The sequence below is a fragment of the Streptomyces sp. NBC_00989 genome (genome assembly GCF_045162655.1).
Taxonomy (GTDB): Bacteria; Actinomycetota; Actinomycetes; order Streptomycetales; family Streptomycetaceae; genus Streptomyces.
The window spans coordinates 6,621,277-6,646,355 of record NZ_CP108728.1; the positions used below are offsets into that span (position 1 = coordinate 6,621,277).

27 protein-coding genes are annotated in these 25,079 nt (G+C 69.8%); 16 read left to right on the plus strand and 11 right to left on the minus strand.

What is annotated here, in order from left to right; genetic code table 11:
- Window positions 1-61 precede the first annotated feature (61 nt).
- The 4 genes from OG714_RS29495 (at window position 62) to OG714_RS29510 (ending at window position 3,664) form a co-directional block, all read left to right on the plus strand.
- The gene (locus tag OG714_RS29495; protein ID WP_406125481.1) at window positions 62-1,573 is read left to right on the plus strand and encodes a flavin-containing monooxygenase; all 1,512 of its coding nucleotides are present in this window, start codon (window positions 62-64) and stop codon (window positions 1,571-1,573) included.
- Window positions 1,570-2,505 (plus strand): alpha/beta fold hydrolase, encoded by a 936-nt coding sequence (locus tag OG714_RS29500; protein ID WP_406125483.1) that lies wholly within the window; start codon window positions 1,570-1,572, stop codon window positions 2,503-2,505. The genes OG714_RS29495 and OG714_RS29500 overlap by 4 nt, the downstream gene beginning before the upstream one ends.
- Window positions 2,502-3,401, plus strand: coding sequence for an SDR family oxidoreductase (locus OG714_RS29505; RefSeq protein WP_406125485.1), 900 nt, complete (start codon window positions 2,502-2,504; stop codon window positions 3,399-3,401). The genes OG714_RS29500 and OG714_RS29505 overlap by 4 nt, the downstream gene beginning before the upstream one ends.
- A 92-nt stretch (window positions 3,402-3,493) precedes the next feature.
- The gene (locus OG714_RS29510; protein WP_406125487.1) at window positions 3,494-3,664 is read left to right on the plus strand and encodes a hypothetical protein; all 171 of its coding nucleotides are present in this window, start codon (window positions 3,494-3,496) and stop codon (window positions 3,662-3,664) included.
- 130 nt (window positions 3,665-3,794) lie between these two features.
- Here the strand turns inward: OG714_RS29510 and OG714_RS29515 are convergent, their stop codons facing one another.
- Window positions 3,795-7,022 carry a S41 family peptidase gene (locus OG714_RS29515; protein WP_406125488.1) on the minus strand — a complete coding sequence of 1,076 codons (3,228 nt, stop codon included), beginning with the start codon at window positions 7,020-7,022 and terminating at the stop codon, window positions 3,795-3,797.
- A 176-nt stretch (window positions 7,023-7,198) separates the two neighbouring features.
- On the opposite strand from OG714_RS29515, the gene OG714_RS29520 reads away from it, so the two are divergent.
- From OG714_RS29520 to OG714_RS29535, 4 genes are all read left to right on the plus strand, one after another.
- The gene (locus tag OG714_RS29520) at window positions 7,199-7,804 is read left to right on the plus strand and encodes a TetR/AcrR family transcriptional regulator (RefSeq protein ID WP_406125489.1); all 606 of its coding nucleotides are present in this window, start codon (window positions 7,199-7,201) and stop codon (window positions 7,802-7,804) included.
- A 122-nt stretch (window positions 7,805-7,926) separates the two neighbouring features.
- Window positions 7,927-10,149, plus strand: a complete 2,223-nt coding sequence (locus OG714_RS29525) for an MMPL family transporter (protein ID WP_406125491.1) — start codon at window positions 7,927-7,929, stop codon at window positions 10,147-10,149.
- A gap of 98 nt (window positions 10,150-10,247) precedes the next feature.
- Window positions 10,248-10,832 (plus strand): hypothetical protein, encoded by a 585-nt coding sequence (locus OG714_RS29530; protein ID WP_406125492.1) that lies wholly within the window; start codon window positions 10,248-10,250, stop codon window positions 10,830-10,832.
- A 69-nt stretch (window positions 10,833-10,901) separates the two neighbouring features.
- On the plus strand, window positions 10,902-11,456 hold the full coding sequence (locus tag OG714_RS29535; RefSeq protein WP_406125494.1) for an isochorismatase family protein: 555 nt from the start codon (window positions 10,902-10,904) through the stop codon (window positions 11,454-11,456).
- 7 nt (window positions 11,457-11,463) lie between these two features.
- On the opposite strand, the gene OG714_RS29540 is transcribed toward OG714_RS29535, so the two are convergent.
- Window positions 11,464-11,862, minus strand: a complete 399-nt coding sequence (locus OG714_RS29540; protein WP_406125495.1) for an ATP-binding protein — start codon at window positions 11,860-11,862, stop codon at window positions 11,464-11,466.
- A gap of 137 nt (window positions 11,863-11,999) precedes the next feature.
- On the opposite strand from OG714_RS29540, the gene OG714_RS29545 reads away from it, so the two are divergent.
- The 4 genes from OG714_RS29545 (at window position 12,000) to OG714_RS29560 (ending at window position 15,055) form a co-directional block, all read left to right on the plus strand.
- On the plus strand, window positions 12,000-12,845 hold the full coding sequence (locus tag OG714_RS29545; protein ID WP_406125497.1) for a helix-turn-helix domain-containing protein: 846 nt from the start codon (window positions 12,000-12,002) through the stop codon (window positions 12,843-12,845).
- Window positions 12,842-13,027: a DUF397 domain-containing protein gene (locus tag OG714_RS29550; RefSeq protein WP_406125499.1), complete on the plus strand. Its 186-nt coding sequence runs from the start codon at window positions 12,842-12,844 to the stop codon at window positions 13,025-13,027. The genes OG714_RS29545 and OG714_RS29550 overlap by 4 nt, the downstream gene beginning before the upstream one ends.
- Before the next feature lie 673 nt (window positions 13,028-13,700).
- Window positions 13,701-14,213 (plus strand): YbaK/EbsC family protein, encoded by a 513-nt coding sequence (locus OG714_RS29555; protein WP_406125501.1) that lies wholly within the window; start codon window positions 13,701-13,703, stop codon window positions 14,211-14,213.
- Entirely contained in the window at window positions 14,210-15,055 is an 846-nt protein-coding gene (locus OG714_RS29560) for a DMT family transporter (protein ID WP_406125502.1), read from the plus strand. Before OG714_RS29555 ends, OG714_RS29560 begins: the two co-directional genes overlap by 4 nt.
- A gap of 13 nt (window positions 15,056-15,068) precedes the next feature.
- Here the strand turns inward: OG714_RS29560 and arsM are convergent, their stop codons facing one another.
- Window positions 15,069-15,845, minus strand: a complete 777-nt coding sequence (gene arsM / locus OG714_RS29565; RefSeq protein WP_406125504.1) for an arsenite methyltransferase — start codon at window positions 15,843-15,845, stop codon at window positions 15,069-15,071.
- A gap of 80 nt (window positions 15,846-15,925) precedes the next feature.
- On the opposite strand from arsM, the gene OG714_RS29570 reads away from it, so the two are divergent.
- The 3 genes from OG714_RS29570 to OG714_RS29580 are packed head-to-tail and all read left to right on the plus strand — an operon-like array spanning window position 15,926 to window position 17,479.
- Entirely contained in the window at window positions 15,926-16,300 is a 375-nt protein-coding gene (locus OG714_RS29570; protein WP_406125505.1) for an ArsR/SmtB family transcription factor, read from the plus strand.
- Window positions 16,297-17,040: an aquaporin gene (locus OG714_RS29575; protein WP_406125506.1), complete on the plus strand. Its 744-nt coding sequence runs from the start codon at window positions 16,297-16,299 to the stop codon at window positions 17,038-17,040. Before OG714_RS29570 ends, OG714_RS29575 begins: the two co-directional genes overlap by 4 nt.
- A gap of 25 nt (window positions 17,041-17,065) precedes the next feature.
- The gene (locus tag OG714_RS29580; protein WP_406125507.1) at window positions 17,066-17,479 is read left to right on the plus strand and encodes an arsenate reductase ArsC; all 414 of its coding nucleotides are present in this window, start codon (window positions 17,066-17,068) and stop codon (window positions 17,477-17,479) included.
- An 11-nt stretch (window positions 17,480-17,490) separates the two neighbouring features.
- Here OG714_RS29580 and OG714_RS29585 read toward each other — a convergent pair whose 3' ends face one another.
- From OG714_RS29585 to OG714_RS29615, 7 genes are all read right to left on the minus strand, one after another.
- Window positions 17,491-17,913, minus strand: coding sequence for a RidA family protein (locus OG714_RS29585; protein ID WP_406125508.1), 423 nt, complete (start codon window positions 17,911-17,913; stop codon window positions 17,491-17,493).
- 28 nt (window positions 17,914-17,941) lie between these two features.
- A complete protein-coding gene (locus tag OG714_RS29590; RefSeq protein ID WP_406125510.1) occupies window positions 17,942-19,117 on the minus strand; it encodes a serine hydrolase domain-containing protein in 1,176 nt (391 codons plus the stop codon).
- Window positions 19,118-19,166: 49 nt separating this feature from the next.
- The gene (locus OG714_RS29595; RefSeq protein WP_406125512.1) at window positions 19,167-19,631 is read right to left on the minus strand and encodes an organic hydroperoxide resistance protein; all 465 of its coding nucleotides are present in this window, start codon (window positions 19,629-19,631) and stop codon (window positions 19,167-19,169) included.
- A gap of 130 nt (window positions 19,632-19,761) precedes the next feature.
- Window positions 19,762-20,238 (minus strand): MarR family winged helix-turn-helix transcriptional regulator, encoded by a 477-nt coding sequence (locus OG714_RS29600; protein ID WP_406125514.1) that lies wholly within the window; start codon window positions 20,236-20,238, stop codon window positions 19,762-19,764.
- Window positions 20,235-21,023: an energy-coupling factor ABC transporter ATP-binding protein gene (locus OG714_RS29605; RefSeq protein ID WP_406125515.1), complete on the minus strand. Its 789-nt coding sequence runs from the start codon at window positions 21,021-21,023 to the stop codon at window positions 20,235-20,237. The genes OG714_RS29600 and OG714_RS29605 overlap by 4 nt, the downstream gene beginning before the upstream one ends.
- Window positions 21,011-21,772: a cobalt ECF transporter T component CbiQ gene (cbiQ, locus tag OG714_RS29610; RefSeq protein WP_406125516.1), complete on the minus strand. Its 762-nt coding sequence runs from the start codon at window positions 21,770-21,772 to the stop codon at window positions 21,011-21,013. The genes OG714_RS29605 and cbiQ overlap by 13 nt, the downstream gene beginning before the upstream one ends.
- A 1-nt stretch (window position 21,773) precedes the next feature.
- Window positions 21,774-22,802 carry an energy-coupling factor ABC transporter permease gene (locus tag OG714_RS29615; protein WP_406125517.1) on the minus strand — a complete coding sequence of 343 codons (1,029 nt, stop codon included), beginning with the start codon at window positions 22,800-22,802 and terminating at the stop codon, window positions 21,774-21,776.
- Between the two features lie 170 nt (window positions 22,803-22,972).
- Between OG714_RS29615 and OG714_RS29620 the strand changes: the two genes are divergently transcribed.
- Window positions 22,973-23,326 carry an SsgA family sporulation/cell division regulator gene (locus tag OG714_RS29620; protein WP_406125518.1) on the plus strand — a complete coding sequence of 118 codons (354 nt, stop codon included), beginning with the start codon at window positions 22,973-22,975 and terminating at the stop codon, window positions 23,324-23,326.
- 30 nt (window positions 23,327-23,356) lie between these two features.
- On the opposite strand, the gene OG714_RS29625 is transcribed toward OG714_RS29620, so the two are convergent.
- The gene (locus OG714_RS29625; protein ID WP_406125520.1) at window positions 23,357-25,036 is read right to left on the minus strand and encodes a penicillin-binding transpeptidase domain-containing protein; all 1,680 of its coding nucleotides are present in this window, start codon (window positions 25,034-25,036) and stop codon (window positions 23,357-23,359) included.
- Window positions 25,037-25,079 lie beyond the last annotated feature (43 nt).

Consider the following 25,079-nt stretch of genomic DNA (forward strand, 5'->3'; position numbering starts at 1 on the left):
TACGCTCCGATTGCGCCAGTGTTCACTGGCGTGGTCGGATGGTCGTATGGAAGGGCACGGGATGACCGAACACGAGCATGTGCGGGTGGCGGTGATCGGCTCCGGGTTCGGCGGGCTGGGAGCCGCGGTGCGGCTGCGGCGCGAGGGGGTCACCGACTTCGTCGTCCTGGAGCGCGCCGACAGCGTGGGCGGGACCTGGCGGGACAACAGCTATCCCGGCTGCGCCTGCGACGTACCGTCCCATCTGTACTCGTTCTCCTTCGCGCCGAACGCCGACTGGCCGCGCACCTTCTCCGGGCAGGAACACATCCGCGCGTACCTGGAGAACGTCGCGGACGTCTTCCGGCTGCGGTCCCACATCCGCTTCAACTCCGAGGTCAAGATGATGACTTGGGACGCGGAGCGGCTGCGCTGGGACATAGAGACCACCGGCGGTTCCTACTCCGCCGACCTCGTCGTCTCCGCCACCGGGCCGCTGTCCGACCCCAAGATCCCGGACATCCCGGGGCTCGACTCCTTCCCCGGCGAGGTCTTCCACTCGGCCCGCTGGGACCACGACTACGACCTGCGCGGCAAACGCGTCGCCATGGTCGGTACCGGCGCCTCCGCGATCCAGATCGTGCCGGCGATCCAGCCCGACGTGGAGCGCCTCACCCTCTTCCAGCGCACCCCGCCCTGGGTGATGCCCCGTATCGACCGCCCCATCAGCGGCGCCGAACGTGCCGTGCACCGCGCGCTGCCCTTCACCACCCGGGCCCGGCGCGGACTCCTGTGGGGGCTGCGGGAGTTGCAGGTCCAGGCGTTCACCAAGCGGCCCAACGAGCTGGGAATGGTCGAGCAGTTGGCCAAGCGGAACATGGCCCGCTCCATCAAGGACCCGGCCCTGCGCGCCCGGCTCACCCCCGACTACCGCATCGGCTGCAAGCGCATCCTGCTCTCCAGCACCTACTATCCCGCCCTCGCCCAGGCCAACGTCGATGTCGTGGCAAGCGGGTTGAGCGAGATCCGCGGCTCGACCGTCGTCGCCGCCGACGGCAGTACGGCCGAGGTCGACGCGATCGTCTTCGGTACGGGTTTCCACGTCACGGACATGCCGATCGCCGACCGGGTCGTCGGCGCGGACGGGCGGACGCTCGCCGAGGCGTGGTCGGGTGGAATGCGGGCCCTGCGCGGGGCCTCCGCGGCCGGGTTCCCCAACTGGATGACCATCATCGGGCCCAACACCGGCCTAGGGAACTCCTCGATGATCCTGATGATCGAGTCCCAGCTGAACTATCTCGCCGACTACGTACGGCAGTTGGACGTCCTGGGCGGCCGCGTCGCCCTCGACGCCCGGCCGGGCGCGGTGGACGCGTGGAACGAGCGCGTGCAGGAGCGGATGAAGCGCACGGTGTGGAACACGGGCGGCTGCACCAGCTGGTACCTGGACGCCTCCGGCCTCAACACCACCATCTGGCCCGGCACGACGGCCGAATTCCGCAAGGCCACAAGGCGAGTCGACCTCATGGAGTACGAGGTCGTGCGGGCGCAGGCCAACAGAAAGACGGAACAGCCGGAAGTGGTGGACGCGTGAGCCGGCTCATGCACGTCTCGTCCGGGCCGTACGCCCCGCCCGTCCCCGCCCGCGAACTCACCGTCACCTCGGCCGACGGCTCCCGCCTGCACGTCGAGGTGCACGGCCGCGAGGACGCGCCCGCCGTCGTCCTCTCGCACGGCTGGACCTGCTCTACGGCCTTCTGGGCCGCGCAGGTACGGGACTTGGCCGTCGATCACCGCGTCATCGCCTACGACCAGCGGGGGCACGGGCGCAGTCCGGTGGCCGTCGCGCACAGTACCGACGCGCTCGCCGACGACCTGGAAGCCGTACTGGAGGAGACGCTCGCGCCCGGGGAGAAGGCCGTGATCGCCGGGCACTCCATGGGCGGGATGACCGTGCTCGCGGCTGCCGGGCGGGCGGGGTTCCGGGAGCACGTGGTGGCCGTTCTGCTGTGCAGTACGGGGAGTTCGCGGCTGGTCGACGAGTCGCTGGTCGTGCCGTTGAGGCCCGGGCGGGCGCGGACCTGGCTGACCCGGAGGGTCCTCGGGACGCGGGCGCCGCTCGGGCCGGTCACGCCGACCGCGCGGCGGATCCTCAAGTACGGGACCATGGGCCCCGGTTCGGCACCGCACATGGTCGAGGCGTGCGCGCGGATCGTGCACGCGTGTCCGCGGGCGGTGCGGTACGCGTGGTCGCGGGTCCTCGACACGCTCGATCTCGACCACGGCGTAAGGGAGTTGGCGGTGCCGACGGCCGTCGTCGTCGGTACGGCGGACCGGATGACGCCGCCGGTGCATGCGCGGGCGTTGGTCGCCGCGCTGCCCAACTGCATCGGGATCACCGAACTTCCCGGGCTCGGTCATATGACGCCCGTCGAGGCGCCGGATTTGGTCAGCGCGAAGATCCGTGAACTGGCCGCGGCTTACGTGCAGTTCAATCAGGGCGATCAGGTCAAGGAGGGTGCATGAGCGGCAAGGTGAGCCTTGAGGGTCAGGTCGCGGTCGTGACCGGCGCCGCACGGGGGGTCGGCGAGTTGCTCGCCCGCAAACTCTCCGCGCGCGGGGCCAAGTTGGCGCTCGTCGGGCTGGAAGCGGACGAGCTCAAGCAGGTCTCCGAACGACTGCACACCGACAGCGACCACTGGTACGCCGACGTCACCGATCACGAGGCGATGGCTCGGGTGGCGCATGAGGTCAAGGAGCGGTTCGGGAAGGTCGACATCGTCGTCGCCAACGCGGGTGTCGCGAACGGCGGGCCCTTCCTCGACTCCGATCCGGTCGCGTGGCGGCGGGTGATCGAGGTCAATCTGATCGGGTCCGCGGTGACCGCGCGGGCGTTTCTGCCCGTGTTGATGGAGAGCCGGGGGTATCTGCTGCAGATCGCCTCGCTGGCCGCGATCACGCCGGCGCCGATGATGACCGCGTACTGCGCGTCCAAGTCCGGCGTCGAGGCGTACGCGCACAGCCTGCGCGCCGAGGTCGGTTACAAGGGGGTGCGGGTCGGGGTCGGGTATCTGTCCTGGACCGACACGGACATGGTGCGCGGGGCTGATCAGGACGCGGTCATGCGGGAGTTGAGGGAGCGGTTGCCCTGGCCGTCCAACAAGACGTATCCGCTGGGGCCGGCCGTGGACCGGATCGTCGCCGGGATCGAGCGGCGGTCCAGTCATGTGTACGGGCAGTGGTGGTTGCGGGGGATGCAGGGGGTGCGGGGGTACCTGCCGGGGGTCATCGGGTCGGTGGGGCAGCGGGAGATGCGGCGGTTCGGGGCGCGGTTGGAGGGGATGCGGTCTGGGCTCGTCGGGGCGGGTGGGGCGGCGGACGAGGCCGCGCGTGCGACGGGGCGCGCTACGGAGCGTGACTGATCGAAATGCGGTGTTTGTCCCGGCGTGTGAATCTGGTCGAGGCCCCACCTAGGGGCCCACAAGTCCCCCCCTCAGTACGGGAGTGAACCCACATGGGTATGAAGGACCAGTTCCAGGACAAGGCCGAAGAGCTCGCGAACAAGGCCAAGGACAAGATGGGCCAGGGCAAGGACGAGGTGTCCGAGCGGGGCGCTCAGCGGGACGAGGTGTCTGAGCGGGTGCAGCGTGAAGAGGACCGGATGGACCAGGACTACGACGTGTAGTTGAGGTCTGTTTGCGTGGGGCGCCCTGTGTTTTGGGGCGCCCCACGTTTCGTTGTTGAGTGCCGCCCGGTGGGGGCTGGTCGCGCAGTTCCCCGCGTCCCTAAAAAACGGGGAGTTGCCGGCGTCCCTCTCAAGAACGTGGCGGCAACTTCGGTCTGCTTCGGTCCGGGACGGATGAGTAGTCGGGCGGGGTTGCCGCCGGGTGGATGGACAACAGGTCCAGGGCCAGCCTGATCGCGTCGTCCAGTTGGGCGTGGCGGCCCTCTGCCCAGTCCAGGGGGGTGCGGAGGATCTCCAAGTCGGGGGTTACGCCCCTGTTTTCCACGGACCAGCCGTATGCGTCGAACCAGGCGGCGTTCATGGGGACCGTGATCACCGTGCCGTCGCCGAGTTGGTGGCGGCCGGTCATGCCGACCACTCCGCCCCAGGTGCGTTGGCCTACCACCGGGCCGAGCTTGAGGAGCTTGAAGGCGGCTGTGATCATGTCGCCGTCCGAGGAGGTCGCCTCGTCGGCGAGGGCAACTACCGGGCCCCTTGGGGCGTTTGAGGCGTACGACACCGGCTGGGCGTTGCGGGTCAGGTCCCAGCCCAGGATCGTGCGCGTCAGCTTCTCCACCACCAACTCGCTGATGTGGCCGCCCGCGTTGCCGCGTACGTCGACGATGAGGGCCGGGCGGGACACCTCCAGGCGCAGGTCGCGGTTGAACTGGGCCCAGCCGGAGCCGCCCATGTCGGGGATGTGGAGATAGCCGCAGTGGCCGCCGCTCAACTCCCGTACCACGGCCCGGCGTTTGGCCACCCAGTCCTGGTAGCGCAGGGGGCGTTCGTCGATGAGGGGGACGACCGCGACGCGGCGGGCCCTGCCCTCGCCCTCCGCCGGGGTGAAGGTCAGCTCCACCGTGGTGCCGCCCGCGCCTGCCAACAGGGGGTAGGGGCCGGTGAGTTCGTCGACCGGGCGGCCGTCCACGTGGGTCAGGATCGCGCCCTCCCGGATGCCCGTGCCGGCCAGGGGCGAGCGGGCCTTGGAGTCCGAGGACTCGCCGGGGAGGATGCGTGCCACCGTCCAACCGCCCTCCCTGCGCACGAAGTTGGCGCCCAGCAGGCCCTGTCGGCGCTGGTAGTGGGGCGGGCCCTCGTTGCGGCGGGACGCGGTGACGTAGGCGTGGGACGTGCCCAACTCGCCCAGGACCTCGCGGAGCAGGTCCGCGAAGTCGTCGGGGGACGCCACCCGTTCGACCAGCGGGCGGTACTGGTCCAGGACCCCGGTCCAGTCGATGCCGCACATCTGCGGGTCCCAGTAGTACGCGCGGATCAGGCGGCCCGCCTCCTCGTACGACTGGCGCCATTCGGCGGGCGGGTCCACCTCGTGGAGGATGCGGCGGAGGTCGATCCAGACGGTCGAGTCGCTGTCGCCGGACTCCGTTGAAGGGACTGCGCGTAGTTCGTCCTCGTCGACCACGACCAGTCGCGAGCCGTCGCCGCTCACCGCGAACCAGTCGAGGTGGTCGACCAGTTCGGACTTCTTCGCCTTGCTGATGTTGAAGTACTCGAGGGTCGGCCGGCCGCTCGTGTCGTCCGGGTTGGCGAAGGTCTCGCCCAGCGCGCCCGAGATCGGCCAGCGCAGCCAGACCAGGCCACCGCCCGAAACCGGGTACAGCGCCGAGTACTTGGAGGCGGAAACGGGGAATGGAGTGACCCGGCTCTCCAGCCCTTCGACCTCCACCGTCACCGCGCCGTCCGCGCCCTCGTCGTCCTCCGCCGCGTCGAGACCCCCGGCGGCCGGGCGGCCCTCCGGGGTCAGCGCGAACGGGGACGGCGTCGCCGAGGACAGCGGCACCAGGTACGGGCGGCAGCCGAGCGGGAAGGAGAGGTCGCCGGTGTGGACGTCGTAGACCGGGTCGAAGCCGCGCCAGGAGAGGAAGGCGAGGTAGCGGCCGTCCCGTGTGAAGACCGGATTCTCGTCCTCGAAGCGGCCGTTGGTGACGTCGACGATCAAACGGTCCTTTATGCGCGCCATCTTGATCTGGCGGAGCGAGCGGCCGATGCCCGGGTGGGACCAGGTCAGCCAGGTGCCGTCGGGGGAGAAGGCGAGGTCGCGGACCGGCCCGTTGATCGAGCGGATCAGCTCCGTCACCTCGCCGTTGGACTCCTCCGTCGCGTCCAGGAGCAGGAGCCGACCGTCGTGGGCCGCGATCGCCAGGCGCTCGCCCGCGGTGTCGGACACCAACTCCAGTACGCGGCCCACCTCGCCGGAGGCGAGTCGGCGGGGCTCGCGTTCGCCGGAGGCCCGGGGGAGGTAGGCGATCTCGATCGCGTCCTCGCCGTCCGCGTCCGTGACGTAGGCGACCTGCCCGCCGGAGCCCAACATCTCGGGGAGGCGGACCCGTACGCCCGGGGTGTCGGTGATGGTGCGGGCGGGGCCGTCGCGGTGGGTCAGCCAGTACAGGCTGCCGCGGACGACGACCGCGCTCGCGCGGCCCGTCTCGTCGACCGAGATGCCGTCCACGTGCTGGGCGGCGGGTACTTGGTAGGTGCGGCGGCCCGCGCGCGGCCCGCTCAGCTGCACGTCCAGCTTGCGGGGGACCGAGGCCGCCGACAGGTCGTCGACGATCCACAGGTCACCGGCGCACTGGTACACGACGCGGGTGCCGTCGCTCGCGGCGTGCCGGGCGTAGAAGGCGTCGTGGTCGGTGTGGCGCCGGAGGTCGGAGCCGTCGTAGGAGCAGGAATAGAGGTTGCCGATGCCCTCGTGGTCGGAGAGGAAGGCGATGCGGCCGTCGACGAACATGGGGGAGTGCAGGTGGCCCTCCAGGTCGGCGAGCAGGCGGCGGCCGTGCAGCCAGAGGCGGCCCATGGCGCCGCCGCGGTAGCGCTTCCAGGCGGCCGGTTCGTGCGGCGGAGTGCCGGTCAGGAGGAGGGTCTGGCGTTCGCCGTCGATGTCGGCGAGCTGGATGTCGGAGACCGGGCCCCAGGGGAGGCGGCCGCCGGGGTCGCCGTCGGTGGGGACCTTGTGGGCCCAGGTGAAGTACGAGAACGGCTCGCCGTGCGAGGCGACGGCGAGGATGTCGCCGTCCGGTGTCCAGCCGCAGACCTGGGTGTCGGCGCTGCCCCAGTACGTGAGCCGGCGGCCGGGGCCGCCCTCGACCGGCGCGAGATGGATCTCCGGGACCAGGCTGCGCCAGGTCGTGTACGCGATGTGGCGGCCGTCGGGGGAGAAGCGGGGATGACCGACTTTCGTACGGTCGACGGTGAGCCGCCAGGCGCGGCCCCTGCCGTCGAGAGGGGCCAGCCAGAGGTCGTCCTCGGCCACGAAGCTCAGGAGGTCGCCACTGAGGTGCGGCAGGCGCAGATAGCTCACGTCCCTATGCTTTTCCGGGGGACGGACCCGAGCAACTTGTGAAAAATCGCCGATGCGATCCGGCGGGTGAATCTCCACACGTACGAAACGGTTTCGTTTCGTAGAGGAGTGCGCTACATTCGTGACTACGAGGCCGGTACGAAACCGTCTCGTTCGGATCCGGAGAGGTGAGTGGCATGACTGAAGTCGCAACGGCGCGTCGCAGTCGCATCACACCCGAGCGCGAGGCCGAGCTGTACGCGGCCGTGCTCGACCTGCTCCGGGAAGTCGGCTACGACGCCCTCACCATGGACGCCGTGGCGGCCCGCACCAAGTCCAGCAAGGCGACGCTCTACCGCCAGTGGGGCGGCAAGGCCGAGCTGGTGGCCAAAGCGGTGCGGCACAACAAGCCCGGCGCCTCGGCCGCCGCAGTCGACACCGGTTCGCTCAGGGGCGACTTCCACGCCCTCACGATGCGGTCGGACGACTGCGAGATGGAGCAGAACTCCGCGCTCATGCGGGGCCTGGCCATGGCGATGCACGGCAACCCGGACCTCCTCAAGGCGTTCCGGGAACACCTCGTCGAACCCGAGATGGCGGAGTTCCAGACGATGCTCCGGCGGGCGATCGACCGGGGTGAGATCCGTGCCGACAATCCGGCGATCGAGTACATCGTGCACATGATGATCGGCGGGTTCGCCGCCCGCACCATGATCGACGAGCAGCCGCCCACCCAGGCCTTCCTGCTGTCGTACATCGACGCCGTGGTGCTCCCCGCACTCGGCGCACCCACCACCACCTGACGTATCCACAGCACGCCCACCTGACGTAACCGCTCACGTCGTCGGGCAGATCAGCCGTGTCCCCAACCGGTCGATCACCCCTGCCCCGAAGAACCCCACGACCTGACCGGGAGTACGCCCTCGTGGCCACGTTCCTCTACAAAGTCGGCCGGCTCGCCTTCAGGCGACGCCACTTCGTCGCCCTCATCTGGATCGCCCTGCTGACCCTCGCGGGAGTCGGCGCGGCCAGCGCGCCCGCCGCGGGCTCCACCTCGTTCTCCATACCCGGGACCGAGGCCCAGAAGGCCTTCGACCTGCTGGACCAGCGCTTCCCCGGCTCCAGTTCGGACGGCGGCACCGCGCGCGTCGTCTTCAAGGCGCCGAGCGGCGAGAAGATGACCGACGTCGACAACAAGGCGACCGTCGAGAAGACGGTGAAGGAGCTCGCCGACGGCTCCGAAGTCGTCTCCGTCTCCGACCCGTTCACCACGAACGCCGTGAGCAAGGACGGGACCGTCGCCTACACCTCGGTGAAGTACGACGTCGCCGGCATGGAGCTCAAGGACTCCAGCAAGGACGCCCTTGAGGACACCGCGGCCCAGGCCCGGGCCACCGGGCTGACCGTCGACGTCGGCGGTGACGCGCTCCAGGCCGCCGCCGAGATGGGTGTCGGCGAGATCATCGGTATCGCCCTGGCCGCCGTCGTCCTCGTCATCACGCTGGGCTCGCTGGTCTCGGCCGGCCTGCCGCTGCTGACGGCGATCATCGGGGTGGGGATCGGTGTTTCGACGATCACTGCCCTGGCGAAGACGCTGGACCTGGGATCGACGACTTCGACGCTGGCGATGATGATCGGCCTCGCCGTCGGCATCGACTACGCGCTGTTCATCGTGTCCCGCTACCGGGCCGAGCTGGCCGAGGGCCGCGAACGCGAGGACGCGGCCGGCCGGGCCGTCGGCACCGCGGGTTCGGCGGTGGTCTTCGCCGGTCTCACGGTCGTCATCGCGCTGGCCGGTCTCGCGGTCGTCAACGTGCCGATGCTGACCAAGATGGGTGTCGCGGCGGCGGGCACGGTCGTGGTCGCGGTGCTCATCGCCCTGACCATGATCCCGGCGCTCCTCGGCTACGCGGGCCGCAGGATCAAGCCCACCGGCGAGAAGGCCAAGTGGCTGGGCGGCGGCAGCGCCAAGGAAGCGGCCAAGGCGGCCAGGCCGAACATGGGCACCCGCTGGGCGAGCTTCGTCGTACGGCGACCCGCCGCCGTCCTGATCCTCAGCGTGCTCGGCCTCGGCGCGATCGCGCTGCCGGCCAGCCAGCTCCAACTGGGTCTGCCCGACGACAGCTCACAGCCCACGTCCACCACCCAGCGACGGGCCTACGACCTCCTCGCGGAGGGCTTCGGCCCCGGCTTCAACGGCCCGCTGATGATCGTCGTGGACGCCAAGAACAGCGATGCGCCCAAGGCCGCCGCCACCACGGTGACCGACAAGATCAAGACCCTCGACGACGTGGTCTCGGTCAGTCCGGCCATGTTCAACAAGGCCGGTGACACCGCGACGATCACCGTCGTGCCCGACTCCAAGCCGTCGTCGGTGACCACCGAGGACCTGGTGCACTCCATCCGTGACGAGGGCGCCGGCATCAAGGCCGACACGGACGCGCAGGTGCTGGTCACCGGCACCACGGCGATGAACATCGACTTCTCGCAGAAGCTCAACGACGCCCTGATCCCGTACCTGGCCCTGGTGGTAGGCCTGGCGTTCCTGCTCCTGATCGTGGTCTTCCGCTCGATCCTGGTCCCGCTGAAGGCGGCCCTCGGCTTCCTGCTCAGCGTGCTCGCCTCGCTCGGTGCGGTCGTCGCCGTCTTCCAGTGGGGCTGGCTGTCGGGGCTGATCGGCGTGGAGGAGACCGGTCCGATCATGTCGATGATGCCGATCTTCCTGGTGGGCGTGGTCTTCGGCCTGGCGATGGACTACGAGGTGTTCCTCGTGACCCGGATGCGCGAGGCGTACGTCCATGGCGAGAAGCCCAGCCAGGCCGTCGTCACCGGGTTCAGGCACGGTGCGCGGGTCGTCACCGCCGCGGCGGTCATCATGATGGCGGTCTTCGCCGGCTTCATCACCTCCAGCGAGTCCATGGTCAAGATGATCGGTTTCGGTCTGGCGGTCGCGGTCTTCTTCGACGCGTTCGTGGTCCGCATGGCGATCGTCCCGGCGGTGCTCGCACTGTTCGGCAAGCGGGCGTGGTGGCTGCCGAAGTGGCTGGACCGGATCCTGCCCAACGTGGACGTCGAGGGTGAGGGCCTGCGCGAGCTGGACTCCAAGGACTCGGATCCCGATGAGGACCGGGAGTTGGTCCGGGCCTGAGGCGGCTGCCGCGAGGCACTGAGGCACCGGGCAACTGATCTGCCGCGTCACCGGATCCGGGTGGCGCGGCAGTTCGCGTCGGTGACAGGGTGGCGGACGTGACAGCACTGGATGAACTGGTGCGGCTGCTGGGCCCGTCGACGGCGTCACGGGAACCGTCCGCCGACGACTGGACCGAGGTCGAGGCGTACGTCGCCTCTGCACTGCCCGCCGACTTCAAGGCCTTTCTCGACGCCTACGGTACGGGCGTGATCTGCGACGAACTGGTGGTCTTCCACCCTCGGGGCACCGGCTTGCTCCTGGACAGGATGCGGAAGATCCACGAGAGGTTCGGCGCGAGCCGGCGCCGCAACCCGGACTTCCACCCCTTCCCCTTCCACCCGGAACCCGGTGGCCTGGTCTCCTGGGGCTACGACCACTCCGGCGCCGAACACTTCTTCTGGCCCTGCGACCCGGCCCCGGACCGCTGGAAGGTCGTCACCCACAGCCACGGGGCGGAACCGGAGGTCTTCGAGGGACCGTTCAGCGCGTTCGTCCTCGACTTCGTCGAGCAGTTGCGGGATGTGGAGCCGCACCACGGACTCGACCCGGAGGCGCTGGAGTTCCTGGAGCCGGAGGACCTGGCGGAACTGGCGGAGCGGGGAGAGGCCGGACCGGTCGAACCGGGTTTCAGCCCGCTCTGAACCGCTCCCAACCGCTCCCAACCGCTGTGAACCGAGCCGATGTCAGTGGGCCGGACTAGCGTGTTGGGCATGACCACACTCGCAGAACGTCCCCACACCGCACTCCTCGTGATCGACGTCCAGGTCGGCGTCGTGGCCGACGCGTACGAGCGTGACGCGGTCGTCGCCAACATCTCCACGCTCGTCGACAGGGCCCGCGAGGAAGGCGTCCCGGTCGTCTGGGTCCAGCACTCCGACGAGAACGTGACGGTAGGCAGCGAGGCCTGGGAGTACGTCCCCGAGCTGCACCTCTGGGACGGGGAGCCCCTGGTGCCCAAGCACTACCCCGACTCCTTCGAGGACACCTCCCTCGAAGAGGTGCTGGCGGCCGCGCAGGTCGGCCGCCTGGTGGTGGCGGGCGCGTCCACCGACGCGTGCATCCGCTCCACGCTCCACGGCGCGTTCGTACGCGGCTACGACGTGACACTCGTCGGCGACGCCCACACCACGTCGGACCTGAGCAAGTGGGGTGCGCCGCCGCCGGAGCAGGTCATCGCCCACACGAACCTGTACTGGAAGTACCACACGGCACCGGGCCGTACGGCGGGAGTCGAGGAGACGAAGGACGTCGTACTCGGAGGCTGACCCTCACTCACATCTTCACCTCGGCCCAGACCGTCTTGCGCGGACGCGGACCCGGGGTGACACCCCAACGGTCGGCCAGAGCGTCCACGAGAAGCAGCCCCCGGCCCGATTCCCCACGCGGGTCCGCTTGTTGAAGCCGGGGCAGCAGCTCGCCGCGCGTGTCCGTCACCTCGATACGAAGAGTTCCGGCGACGACGTACAGGGTCAGCCGGAAGTCGCGTCCCTGGACCCGCCCATGCGTCGCCGCGTTGGCCGCCAGCTCGGCGACGATCTGAACGGCCCGGTCCAACGGGACTTCCCAGGCGCGGAGTTGCTCTGTGGCGAGGAGCCGGGCGAGACGTGCGCCTCGGGGGGTGGGGGACAGCAGGACGGTGAAGTTGGGAGGGGCGGCGATTTCTTGATTCATGTCACTCAGCGTGGCCGGTTTCGCTTCCCTGGGTGAGTGATGGCGCCGGTGCGTAGCGTTACTGTCTCGGCTTTGTCCCGCACTGTCTCGGCTGTCTCGGTGGTTGTACGGGTACGGGTGCGCGATGGAGGTGGGGCATGAACGAGATTGAGGACGAGGCCGGTTGGGATGTCGAACCCGGCGACGAGATCGAGCCGTTGGTGCAGGCGGTGGGGCGGATGCTCAGGGTTTTCCGGGAGCTGGCGGGGATGCGGGTGGCGGACCTGGCGGAAGCGATGCGCTACGGCGAGGACATGATCCGGAAGATCGAGCGCGGGGTGCGGATCCCGAGGCCGGAGTTCCTGGACCGGGTGGACCAACTGTTGAACGCCCAGGGGAACTTGAGGGCGTTCATGGAGGACATGCAGAAGGCTCGGTACCCGAAGAAGGTGCGGGAGCTGAAGGAGATGGAAGACCGGGCGGTGGAGATGCTGCTTTACAGCAACCACAACATCCATGGTCTGCTGCAAACGCCCGAGTACATGCAGGCGTTGTTCGACATTCGGCAGCCTCCCTACCCCCAGGATGTGGTGGATCGGGACGTGGCCGCCCGTATTGCTCGGAAGTCCGTCTTCGACCGGTCGCCCGAACCTGCACTCTGCTTCATTCAGGAACAGGTGACGCTGGAACGCCCGATCGGTGGCAAGGCGGTGCTGCGTCGACAGCTCGAACACCTGCTGGAGGTAGGGAGGTTGCGGAACGTCGCCCTTCAGGTCATGCCTACCGATTGCGAGGAGCACGCCGGCATGAACGGCCTGATCGAGGTGCTGAAGTTCAGCGACGGCACAGCGATCGGACGGTCCGACGGGGCGTTCAACGGTCGCCCGGTCTCAAACCCCAGGGATCTTCGGGTCCTTGAACTGCGCTATGGGATGATGCGGGCCCAGGCTCTCACGCCGAGAGAGTCGCTGGCCTTCATCGAGCAAGCGCTGGGAGCACTATGAGCACCTCGCAACTCCACTGGTTCAAGAGCAGCTACAGCAGCAGCAATGAATCCGGCGACTGCGTCGAGGTGGCTACTACCCCCGCGGCGATCCATGTCCGGGACTCGAAGAACAAGCTGGGTGCGCAGCTCGCTCTCTCCGCTCCCGTTTGGGGCGAGTTCGTCACGTACGTTGCGAAGTGAACGTCGGGCCGCCCGCTTCTTTGTGAGTGTCGGGCTTCCGCGCCCCGAGTAAAGGGCGCTCCGCTGCGCTACGCGTCGCCTGTGGCGATTCCGCTGCGCTTCACCCTTGACTCGGTGCACTCCAGCCCGTTGGAGAAGCGAGCGAGCGGCCCCGAGGAACGGGTGGCCAGGCATGAACGCCCTTGCCTGTACTGCGTTGTCGGTCGGTGTGGAGGGTGCGCGTTCGCGTCTCGCCTGCACGCCGGGCGGGCTTGGCGGCCAACGTCCGGTGGGTGGGGGTCGCTGGAAGCTGGGTGTTCTTCTAACCGGTCAAAGGCTGTGACGGTGGTTAAATTTTTCCCAGCTTCTAGCACCCCCCCACTCGGGGTTGGCCGCTGAGCCGGGGCGGCGTGCTGGCGAGACGGCAGCGCGTCCCCTCGCTCCGGCCCGGAACGCAGTACAGGTAAGGGAGTTCATGCCTGGCCACCCGTTCCTTCGGGCTGCTCGCTCGCTTCTGGAACGGGCTGGAGCGGGTCGAGTCAAGGGTGGAGCGGAGCGGAATCGGCGTAGCCGACGCGACCGGAGGGAGCGCCCTTTACTCGGGCCGTGGAAGCACGACACTGGCTGAGAAGCGAGTGGTCCAACGTTCAGAACTCAGTCGCAGGCCCAGTGCACCCGCCGCTACCGTGCCTGCATGAGCATGAACAACACCGAAGACGACAACTCCGGCGCCAACCCCCGATTCGCCGATGCGCTACGGGAGTTGGGGCTCGGGGACCTCCTCGGTCGTATTCGGCGCTTCCCGGACGCCACCCGTACCGCCGCCGAGGCCGCCGCCGCGATCGGGTGCGAGTTGAGTGAGATCTGCAAGTCACTGATCTTTGCGGCGGACGGGGTTCCGGTACTGGTGCTGATGGACGGGGCATCGAGGGTGGACCTGGAACTCGTCCAGCGGGAACTCGGCGCGGAGAAGGTCACCCGGGCCAAGGCAGACGTCGTACGGGAGACGACCGGGTACGCCATCGGAGGCGTGCCGCCCTTTGGACACCGTACGAAGACGCGGGTGTTGGCCGATCGGTCGCTGCTCGCGCATGACGTCGTGTGGGCCGCCGCAGGCAATCCGCACGCCGTGTTCCCCATGGAGCCCAAGGAACTCGTCGCGTACGCCGGTGCCACTCTGGTGGACGTGCGCGAGCAGACCACGTGACTCCGGAAGTCGCCGCCGCCGTCCTGCTCGCCGCCGTCACCCACGCCTGTTGGAACGCCCTCGCCCACCGCATCACGGACAAACTCGTCGGCTTCACACTGATCGCGGGCGGCGGGACGCTGATCGGGTTGGCGCTGGCGCCGTTCGCAGGGTTCCCGGCGGCCGCGGCCTGGCCGTATCTGATCGTGTCGGGCGTCATCCACGTCGTGTACTTCGTGCTGCTGATGAAGTCCTTCCGGCTGGGGGACTTCGGGCAGGCGTATCCCATCGCACGCGGCACCGCCCCTCTCCTCGTGACCGTGCTGGCCGCCGTCTTCGCCCACGAGGTGCCGAACGCCTGGGCCGCCGCCGGCATCGCCCTGTCGTGCGCGGGCCTGACCGGCGTCGCCCTGTGGGGAATGCGCGGGCGACGGCCCAACTGGGCCGCGATCGGGGCCGCGTTGGCGACGGGCGTGTCGATCGCCGCGTACACCGTCGTCGACGGGCTGGGCGTACGCGCCTCGGGGTCCTCGCTCGGCTACATCGCCTGGCTGATGGCGATCGAGGGGCTGGCCGTCCCGGCGTACGCCCTGCACCGCTGGCGGGGTCAATTCGTCGCGAAACTACGGCCGTTCGCCGCCGTCGGCTTCCTCGGCGCCGCCCTGTCCGTGACGGCGTACGGCCTCGTCCTGTGGGCCCAGACCCGCGCGGACCTCGCCCCGATCGCCGCCCTGCGCGAGTCGTCGATCATCGTCGGCGCGGCCATCGGAGCCGTCTTCTTCAAGGAACGCTTCGGAGCCCCACGCATCGCGGCGGCCGGACTGCTGGTCGTCGGGATCGGGCTCATGCTGCGGGCTGGTTAGGGCTCTGGCAGGTTCATCCGGTGGGGGTCGTGGTGGCCGTGGTGGGCTTGTCCGCGCGGATGATCGCGGAGTGCATGCCGTCGGCGACGGAGTGGGTCGGGGTGATCTCGATGTTCGTGAAGCCGGCCGCCGCCAGTCCTTGGTCGTATTCGGCGAAGGACAGCGCTCCGGCGATGCAGCCGACGTAGTCCCCGCGTTCGGCCCGCTGGGTGGTGCTGAGGGTGTCGTCGGCGACCACGTCGGAGACGCCGATCCGGCCGCCGGGCCGCAGGACGCGGAACGTCTCGGCGAACACGGTCGGCTTGTCGGTGGACAGGTTGATGACGCAGTTGGAGATCACGACGTCGATGGTGTTCGCGGGCAGCGGGATCGCCTCGATGGTGCCCTTGAGGAACTCCACGTTCGTCGCGCCCGCCTTGGCCGTGTTGGCCAGGGCGAGGGTGAGCATCTCCTCGGTCATGTCCAGGCCGTACGCCTTGCCGGTCGGGCCGACGCGGCGGGCGGAGAGCAGGACGTCGATGCCGCCGCCGGAGCCGAGGTCGAGCACGCGCTCGCCCTCGCGCAGTTCCGCGACGGCGCTCGGGTTGCCGCAGCCCAGCGAGGCCGCGACCGCCTCGGTGGGCAGCGCGTCGCGCTCCTCGGCCGCGTACAGGGTCGAGCCGAAGTTCTCGTCGTCGATCTCGACCGGCTGCGGTCCGCAACAGGCCGTGCCGCCTTCGGTGACCTTCACGGCTGCCGCCGCGTACCGCAGGCGGACGGTCTCGCGCAGGTCGGTGGACTGTTCGTTCATGAGTCGCTCCCAGGTGTCTGCCGCAGGAAGGTGTCCGCTGCCACCTTGCGCTCTGTATCGAAGAACGTCAACATAGAAGAATGTCGAAACAAGAGCTTGTGGTGATCGGACAGGATGCCGCCTGCTGTTCCGGGCTGGCCGCCGCGCCGCTCGACGAGGACCAGGCCGTCGACCTGGCGAAGGTCTTCAAGGCCCTGGGCGACCCGGTCCGGCTGCGTCTGATGTCGATGATCGCCTCGCGGGGCGAGGGCGGTGAGGTCTGTGTGTGTGAGCTGACGCCTGCCTTCGAGCTCTCCCAGCCGACGATCTCCCATCACCTCAAGCTGCTGCGGCAAGCCGGACTCATCGACTGCGAGCGGCGCGGCACCTGGGTGTACTACTGGGTGCTGCCCGACATGCTGGACCGGCTCGCCGCGTTCCTGACCACCCCGGAGCCTGCCGGGGCCCGCGCGTGAACGCTCCGCTCGGCCGCCGGGTCGCCGCGGAGGCGATCGGTACCGGGTTGCTGGTGGCGGTGGTGGTCGGCTCCGGCATTCAGGCCACCGGCCTGTCACACGATGCCGGCGTACAGCTGCTCGCCAACTCCCTCGCCACCGTGTTCGGCCTGGGCGTACTGATCACGGTGTTCGGGCCGGTGTCCGGCGCGCACTTCAACCCGGTCGTCACCCTCGCCGTCTGGTTCAGCGGTCGCCGCGCCCCGGGCGGGCTCACCCCGCGGGACGTCGTCGCGTACGTACCCGCCCAGATCGTGGGGGCGGTCGGCGGTGCGGTCCTGGCCGACGCGATGTTCGGCGAGCCGCTGGTGAGGTTCTCCGGGCACGACCGTTTCGCGGGGCAGCTGTGGCTGGGGGAGGTCGTCGCCACGGCCGGGCTGATCCTGCTGGTCCTCGGCCTGGGGCGGATCGGTCGTGCCGCGCTCGCCCCGGCGGCGGTGGCCTCGTACATCGGTGCCGCGTACTGGTTCACCTCCTCGACGTCGTTCGCGAACCCGGCGGTGACCATCGGACGGGCCTTCACCGACACCTTCGCCGGGATCGCGCCGGCCTCCGTCGTCCCGTTCATCGCCGCCCAACTGCTCGGCGGCGCGCTCGGGTTCGGCGTCGTGGCCGTCGTCCACGGCCCGCTGGCCGCCCCGGCCCGCCACCCCATCCGTGACCCGGGCGGCCGACCCGAGCCCGAACCCGCTGCCTCCTGATCACGCCTCCAGAAAGTCACCCGCCATGAGTGCTCCCCCTTCGCGCCCGTCGGTGCTGTTCGTCTGCGTCCACAACGCCGGTCGCTCCCAGATGGCCGCCGCCTTCCTCACCCACCTCGCGGGCGACCGCGTCGAGGTCCGCTCCGCCGGATCGGCTCCTGGGGACGCGGTCAATCCGGCCGTGGTCGAGGCGATGGGTGAGGTCGGCGTCGACCTCTCCGCCGAGGTTCCGAAGATCCTCACCGTGGCGGCCGTACAGGCGTCCGACGTCGTGATCACCATGGGGTGCGGCGACGCCTGCCCCGTCTTCCCCGGCAAGCGGTACCTCGACTGGCAGCTCGACGACCCCGCGGGACAGGGCGTTGAGGCCGTTCGCCCGATCCGGGACGCGATCGAGGCACGCGTTCGCGCGCTGATCCCGGAAGTGGCACCCGCCTGAGGCCGCTCCGGTCAGACGGGCCGTACCGCCACCGCGTCCACCTCGAACAGCATCCCCGGCAGCGCGAGGGACGCGACCCCGCTGAGGGTCTGGGCCGGCAGGCGGTCGCCGAAGTGGGTGTGGAGCGCCTTGCCGAGGGTTTCCAGCTTGGTGAGGTCGTGGTCGACGATGAACGTGCCGAGGCGGACCACGTGTTCGAAGTCCAGGCCCACTCCCGCCAGCGCGGAACGTAGGCGGGTGAACGCCACCTCCACCTGTGCCGCGAAGTCGCCCGGCACCGGTGCGCCCGTCTCGTCGGAGGCGTACTGGCCCGCGATGAAGACGAGTTCACCGGGTGCCGAGACCGCGTGGCTGTAGCCGAACGGGGTCGGATCGTGCAGCGTGGGCGGGTTGGTGATCGTGCGGGCGTCGGTGTCGTCGTTCTTGGGCGTCATGGACGGGGAACCTTCCGGTCGGGGCGGTTCATTCCGGGTGCGGCAAAGACGCCCGTACCGCCCTCACCAGCGCCTGTGCCCTCGGGTCCGCCGTCACGCTCTTGCGGAAGCCGTTCGTGACGTAACCGAACGCGATGCCCGACTCGGGGTCGGCGAAGCCCAGCGCGCCGCCTCGGCCCGGGTGGCCGAAGGAGGTCCCCGACAGGAGCGGCGACGCGCTGCCGTGCAGCATGTAGCCCAGGCCGAAGCGGGTGGTGATCACGAGGACGCGGTCCGGGCCCGACGAGCGTTCCGTGCGCGCCAGTTCGGCTGTCTCCGGGGTGAACAGCCTTGTTCCGCCGTCCAGTTCGCCGATCAGCGACGCGTAGACACGGGCCAGTCCATCCGCCGTCGCGATGCCGTTCGACGCGGGGAGTACGGCCGCTCGGTACGCCGGGTCGTTCTCGTCCGGCATCGGGGTGATCGCCCCGAACGCGCGCCGGGTGAGGGAGTCGGGGTTCGCGTACGCCTCGGAGACCGACCGCTTGGGGCGGGTGTGGAGGACGCCCGTGTCCGTCGTCACCGGGGCCTCCACCTGCGCCACCCGGCCCACCCGGTGCGTCTCGGACGCCGGCAGGCCCACCCACAGGTCCGCCCCGACCGGGCCCGCGATCTCGTCCGCGATCCACTCGCCGATCGACCGGCCCGTCACCCGGCGAACCAGCTCACCGGTCAGCCAGCTGTACGTCTGCGCGTGGTACCCGTGGTCCGTGCCCGGCTCCCACGCCGGTGCCTGCGCCGCCACCGCCGTCGCGCTGAGCACCGGGTCGGCGGCCTGCTCCGGGGTCAACGGGCGGTCCAGTACCGGCACGCCCGCGCGGTGCGCGAGCAGGTGCCACACCAGGGTGCGTTCCTTGCCGGCCGCCTTGTACTCCGGCCAGTACTCGCCCACCGGAGCGTCCAGGTCCAGTTCCCCGCGCTGCGCCAGCAGCAGGAGTACGGCGGCTGCCACGCCCTTCGTCGCCGAGCGGACGATCTGGGCCGTGCCCTGCTCCCAGGGCGCGGTGCCGTCGACGTCCTTCGTGCCCGCCCAGAGGTCCACGACCCGGTGCCCGTGCCGGTACACCGTCACCGCCGCGCCCCGGTCCCCGCGTGCCTCGAAGTTCGCCGCGAACGCATCCCTGACCGGCTCGAAGCCCTCGGCCACCACACCGTTCACGTCCACGTCCGTGCTCCTCGTTCCGCCGTCCCGCTCGCCGTCCGGCTCTCCTTCTTCAACCAAGGAGGATCGTCACGTCGATGTTCCCGCGGGTCGCGTTCGAGTACGGGCAGACCTCGTGCGCCGCGTCCACCAGCTTCGCCGCGATGTCCGCGTCGAGGATCGGGAGGGACACGCTCAGGGCGACCGCGAGGCCGTAGCCGCGCTGCTTGTTGGGGCCGATGCCGACCTTCGCGGCGACCGTGGAACCGGTCAGGTCGAAGCCCGCCCTGCGGCCGACCAGGACCAGCGCGTTGTGGAAGCAGGAGCTGTAGCCGGCCGCGAAGAGCTGTTCGGGGTTGGTGCCGTTGCCGTCGCCGCCCAGTGCCGGGGGCATCGCGACCTGGAGGGCGAGCTGGCCGTCCTGGCTGCTGACGAAGCCGTCCCGGCCGCCGTGGGCGGTGGCCTCGGCGACGTACATGATCTTCGTCGGGCGGGTGTCGACAGCGGTGTCGGCGGTGGCAGCGGTGTCGTCGGTCATGGCGGGACCTCCCCCGGGGCGGAAACACGGACACACGAGAGTGCGCAACTACATCGTGCACAAGATACTGGCGAGTAGTGCGGCCGTGTCCTTCAGGGGTACGAACCGTCGGTAACCCGAGGTCAGCAGGTCAGCGTGCCCGTTCCGCCGCCGCCTCCGCGCGCTCCGCCAGCCGCCACAGTTCCGCGCGCAGGCGTACGACCTCGGGCATCTCCAGCTCCGTCGCCGCGAGCAGCGCGCCGGGCACGCGGGTCGCGCGCTCCCTGAGGGCCGTACCGCGCTCCGTGCAGGCGACCAGGACCGAGCGCTCGTCGTGTGCCGCGCGCTCCCGGCGGACGAGCCCGGCCGCCTCCAGGCGCTTCAGCAACGGCGACACCGTGCCGTAGTCCAGGCGCAGGGCCGTCGCGAGGTCCTTGATCGTGGTCTCGCCGCGCTCCCACAGGACGAGGAGGACGAGGTACTGCGGGTAGGTCAGCTCCAGCTCCTCCAGGAGGGGGCGGTACGCGGCCGTCAGCGCCCGCTGGGCCGCGTACAGCGCGAAGCACAACTGCTCGTCGAGGAGCAGCGACCCGGCAGCAGTGTGGTCCTCGGGATCCTCGTTCGTCACGCGCCCATTGTCACGGACCGCGGGTCGAACCCGAAGGGCAACTCCAGGCGATGGGCGCGCATCAACGCGTCGTCGGAGAGGAGTTCGCCGGTCTTCCCGTCCGCCGCGATCACACCCTCGCTGAGGACGAGCGCGCGCGGGCACAACTCCAGGGCGTACGGCAGGTCGTGCGTGACCATGAGGACCGTCACGTCCAACGACCGCAGGATGTCGGCCAGTTCGCGGCGGGAGGCGGGGTCGAGGTTGGAGGAGGGCTCGTCGAGGACGAGGATCTCCGGTTCCATCGCCAGGACCGTCGCCACTGCCACTCGGCGCCGTTGGCCGAACGACAGATGGTGCGGGGGACGGTCCGCGAAGTCCGCCATGCCGACCAACTCCAGTGCCGTACGCACCCGTTGCTCCAGCTCGGCGCCCTTCAGCCCGGCCGCCGCCGGGCCGAACGCCACGTCCTCGCGGACCGTCGGCATGAACAACTGGTCGTCGGGGTCCTGGAAGACGATCCCGACCCGGCGCCTGATCTCCGCCATGTGCCGCTTGCCGACCGGGAGTCCGGCCACCGTCACCGTACCGGCGCCGGCCGTGAGGATGCCGTTGAGGTGGAGCACGAGGGTGGTCTTGCCGGCGCCGTTCGGGCCGAGCAGGGCGACCCGCTCGCCGCGCGCGACGGTGAAGTCGACGCCGAACAGGGCCTGTTGGCCGTCGGGGTAGGCGAAGGCCAGCCCGGAGACTTCGAGCGAAGGGGGCACAGCGTCATCGATCACGGCGTCGTCCGTCACAGCGTCCATCCCAACAGGCATACGACAAGGGCGGCACAGGGCAGTGCGAGGGCGTACGACCACTGCGCCCGGTCCGCGGTCACCTCGTCGATCACCGGCATGGAGCCCGTGTAACCCCGGCTCACCATGGCCAGATGGACCCGCTCCCCGCGCTCGTAGGAGCGGATGAACAGCGCGCCCGCCGACTTCGCGAGCACGCCCCAGTGGCGGATGCCCCGGGCCTCGAAACCCCGTGACTCGCGGGCGATCCGCATCCGGCGCATCTCGTCCGTGATGACATCGCCGTAGCGGATCATGAAGGACGCGATCTGGACGAGGAGGGGCGGGAGCTTCAACCGCTGGAGGCCCAGGAGGAGTTCGCGGAGTTCGGTGGTGGCGGCGAGGAGGACCGAGGCGGCTACGCCCAGCGTGCCCTTGGCCAGGACGTTCCACGCGCCCCAGAGGCCGTTCACGCTCAACTGCACGCCCAGGACGGTCACTTGCTCGCCCTCCGCCACGAAGGGCATGAGGACCGCGAAGGCGACGAACGGGATCTCGATCAGCAGCCGGCGGAGGAGGAAGGCGGCAGGTACGCGGGCCGTGTACGCGACGCACGCGAGCAGCACGGCGTAGAGGCCGAACGCCCACATCGCCTCGCGCGGGGTCGACACCACGACCACCACGAAGGCGAAGACGGCGGCCAGTTTGGTGTGCGGGGGCAGCGCGTGGACGGGGGAGTGGCCGTGCCGGTAGAGGCGGTGGGCGTGGCCCGCGCCCATCTCAGGCCGCCTGCGAGGTGCTACGACGCTTGCGGACCGCCCAGAAGACGCCGCTGCCCGCCACGACCGTGACGCCCACGCCGATCACGCCCGCGAGGCCTCCGGAGAGCCGCGCGTCGTCGACATCGCGCACGCCGTAGTCGGCCAGCGGGGAGTCGGCTGAGGCGTGTTCCTTCGCCTTCTGGTCGATGCCCTGGTCGGCGGCCACCTTCTCCAGGCCGTCGGGGTTCGAGGAGGCGTAGAAGCTGACGAAACCGGCGAGGAGGAGGGACGCGACCAGGCCGCCGATCCACAGTTTGCGGCGGGAGGTCCGGGGGGTGGCGGGCTCCAACGGGGCCTGGGCGTCCACGAGTTCGCCGTTCACGCGCAGCTTGAGGCGCTGCTCCAGGCCGCGTGCGCCGTAGACCAGATCGGGGCGTACGGCGATCACCGCGCCGACCGTCAGCGCGGTGATCGCGGCCTCGCCGATGCCGATGAGGACGTGCACGCCGATCATCGCGGTGGCGACCTTGCCGAGGGAGACGTCGGTGGTGCCGCCGAGGGCGTAGAGGAGGGTGAAGACGAGGGCGGCGGCGGGGACGGAGAGCAGGGCCGCGGTGAAGGACGCGGCGGTGATCGAGCGGCGGGTGCGCGGGAGGATCTTGACCAGGCCGCGGAAGACGGCGTAGGCCACGACCGTCGTCGTGATCGCCATGTCGGTGATGTTCACCCCCAGTGCGGTCAGGCCGCCGTCCGCGAACAGGATGCCCTGCATGAGGAGGACGACCGAGACGCAGAGCACGCCGGTATAGGGGCCGACCAGGATCGCGGCCAGCGCACCGCCCAGGAGGTGGCCGCTGGTTCCGGCCGCCACCGGGAAGTTGAGCATCTGCACGGCGAAGATGAACGCGGCGACCAGGCCCGCCAGCGGCGCCGTCCGCTCGTCGAGTTCGCGGCGCGCGCCGCGCAGGCTCACGGCGATGGCGCCGGCGGCGACCACACCGGTCGCTGCGGATATGGGGGCGTCGATGAATCCGTCAGGCACATGCACGGGATGATTTTAGATGCTTGTTGCGAGTCCTTTGCAAGAGCCAGACAGTCTCATGCCGACATGTGAGATCTGTCGCCCCGGAGGGCGCTCCCGAGAAAATGTGCGACATTTGGGTAGTGGAAGCGGATGCATAGCTTTCACACAGGTCACTCAGCGTAAGGGGCCGCCCGATGTCCGTAGTCGAACAGTACGCGCGAGCCCATATCGTCACCGACGAGGACGTGGACCGGCTGGACCGTGACGCGGTCCCCGTAGTCCTGCGGTACGACCCCGAATCCGATCCCCGAGCCGTCCGTATCGATCTGCCCGGACCGCATGAATGGACCTTCGACCGGGAGCTGCTGGAAGAGGGGCTGCGCGCCCCGGCCGGCAGCGGCGAGGTGCGGGTCTGGCCGTGCGGGCGGGTGCAGGCCGTGGTCGAGTTCCACTCCGAGGAGGGCGTCTCCGTCGTCCAGTTCGAGACGAAGACGATCATGCGGTTCCTGCGGCGGACCTATATGGCCACCGCGCCCGTCGCGAGCTGAGCCCCACAGGAGCCCGGACGCTCAGGGGATTCAGCCCCCGAGGCCGCTGCCCAGCTTCAGCAGGGCCGCCACGATCGGGCCCGCGGTGTCGCCGCCGTGGCCGCCCGCCTGGACGACGCCCGCGGCGACGAGGTCGCCCTTGTACGCGGTGAACCAGCCGTTGGGCTTCTTCTGGCCGTCGACCTCCGCCGAGCCGGTCTTCGCGCCGTAGTCGGAACCGAGCCCGGACATCGCCTGGGCCGCCGTGCCGTAGGCCGCCGTGTACTGCATGACCTCCTTCAGCTCCGACTGCGTCGTCGACGACATCGTGCGCGAGGCCTTCGCGAGCGTGCGGTTGTCGACCGTCGGGGAGACCAGGTACGGCTGGTGGAAGGTGCCCGTGTCGACCGTGGCGGCGACCGACGCCATGTTCAGCGGGTTCATGCGGACCCCGCCCTGGCCGATCAGCGAGGCGCCCATCTGCGCGCCGCTCTGCACGGGGACGGAGCCGTCGAAGGTGGGGACGCCGATGGCCCAGTTGTTCATGCCGAGGCCGTAGACCTGCTGGGCCTCCGTCGTCAGGTCGCTGTTGGACAGCTTGGGCGCGAAGTTGATGAAGGCGTTGTTGCAGGAGGCCCCGAAGGCCATCTTGAACGTGCCCTTCTTGATCTCCGAGTCGTCGTCGTTGTGGAAGGTCCAGCCCGCCAACTTGTAGGTCTTGGGGCAGGGATGGGACGCGTCCGGGGTGATGAGGTTCTTCTCGAAGAGCATCGTCGACGTCACGATCTTCATCGTGGAACCGGGGGCGAGGGAGCCCTGGAAGGCCACGTTGAAACCGTGCGAGGCGTTCGCGACGGCCAGGATCTCGCCGGTCGACGCGCGCATCATCACGGCCGAGGAGTTCTTCTGCTTGCCGACCTGCGTCTCGGCGGCCGCCTGGAGGGTCGGGCTGAGCGTCGTCTTCACCTTGCCCGGTGTGCCCTTGCTCAGCTCGACGAGCGTCTTGTCGGACTCCTTGGACTTCTTGCCCCGGACCACCCGGAGTTCGATGCCCGCCTTGCCGCCCGCCTTCTTGCCGAACTTCTCCCGCAGCCCGTCCAACACCGGCCCCAGGGACGGGTACTTGGCCGTCGTCAGCTCGCCGCCGTCACGGTCGTAGGCCTTGATCGGCGGGGTGCCGGACTCGCCCGTCACCAGGGTGTCGCCGTCCGCGAGGTCGGGGTGGACGACGGAGGCGTGCCACTGGACGTACGGCTTGCCGTCCTTCGCGCTGCGCACGACGGTGAGTGAAGTGGCGTACGTCATCGGCTTGTTGATGCCCTTGTACGACACCGTGCACTTCACGGAGAAGGGGACCTTGGTGCCGGTGCGGGCGCCCTCGGTGACGGTGATGCCCTTCATGTGGGCGTTCTTCGTGTAGCCGGTGAGCAGGGCGGCGGCCGCCGCCGACTGGTCCGTCGTGGCGGCGGCCTGGGCGACCTTGCCCTGCTGCCAGTCGGCCAGGTACCGCTTCGCGGTCGTCTGCACCTCCGCCGCCGACAACGGGCCCTTCTTGATGGCCTTGTGGTCCGCGGTGGCCTGGGTGCGCGCCTCGGCCGACGCCCCGCCGTCGTACAGCGCGTAGGCGCCGACGCCCGCCCCTACGACGGCCACGGCGATCGCACCGCCGACCACGGCGGGTCTTGCCTTCCGCCGCTCGGGTACGCGCCTTCTCTTGCCCCTGGTGCCCACAGTTCCCGATCCTCCGCGAATCCCTTGGGGCCCCGGTCGATAT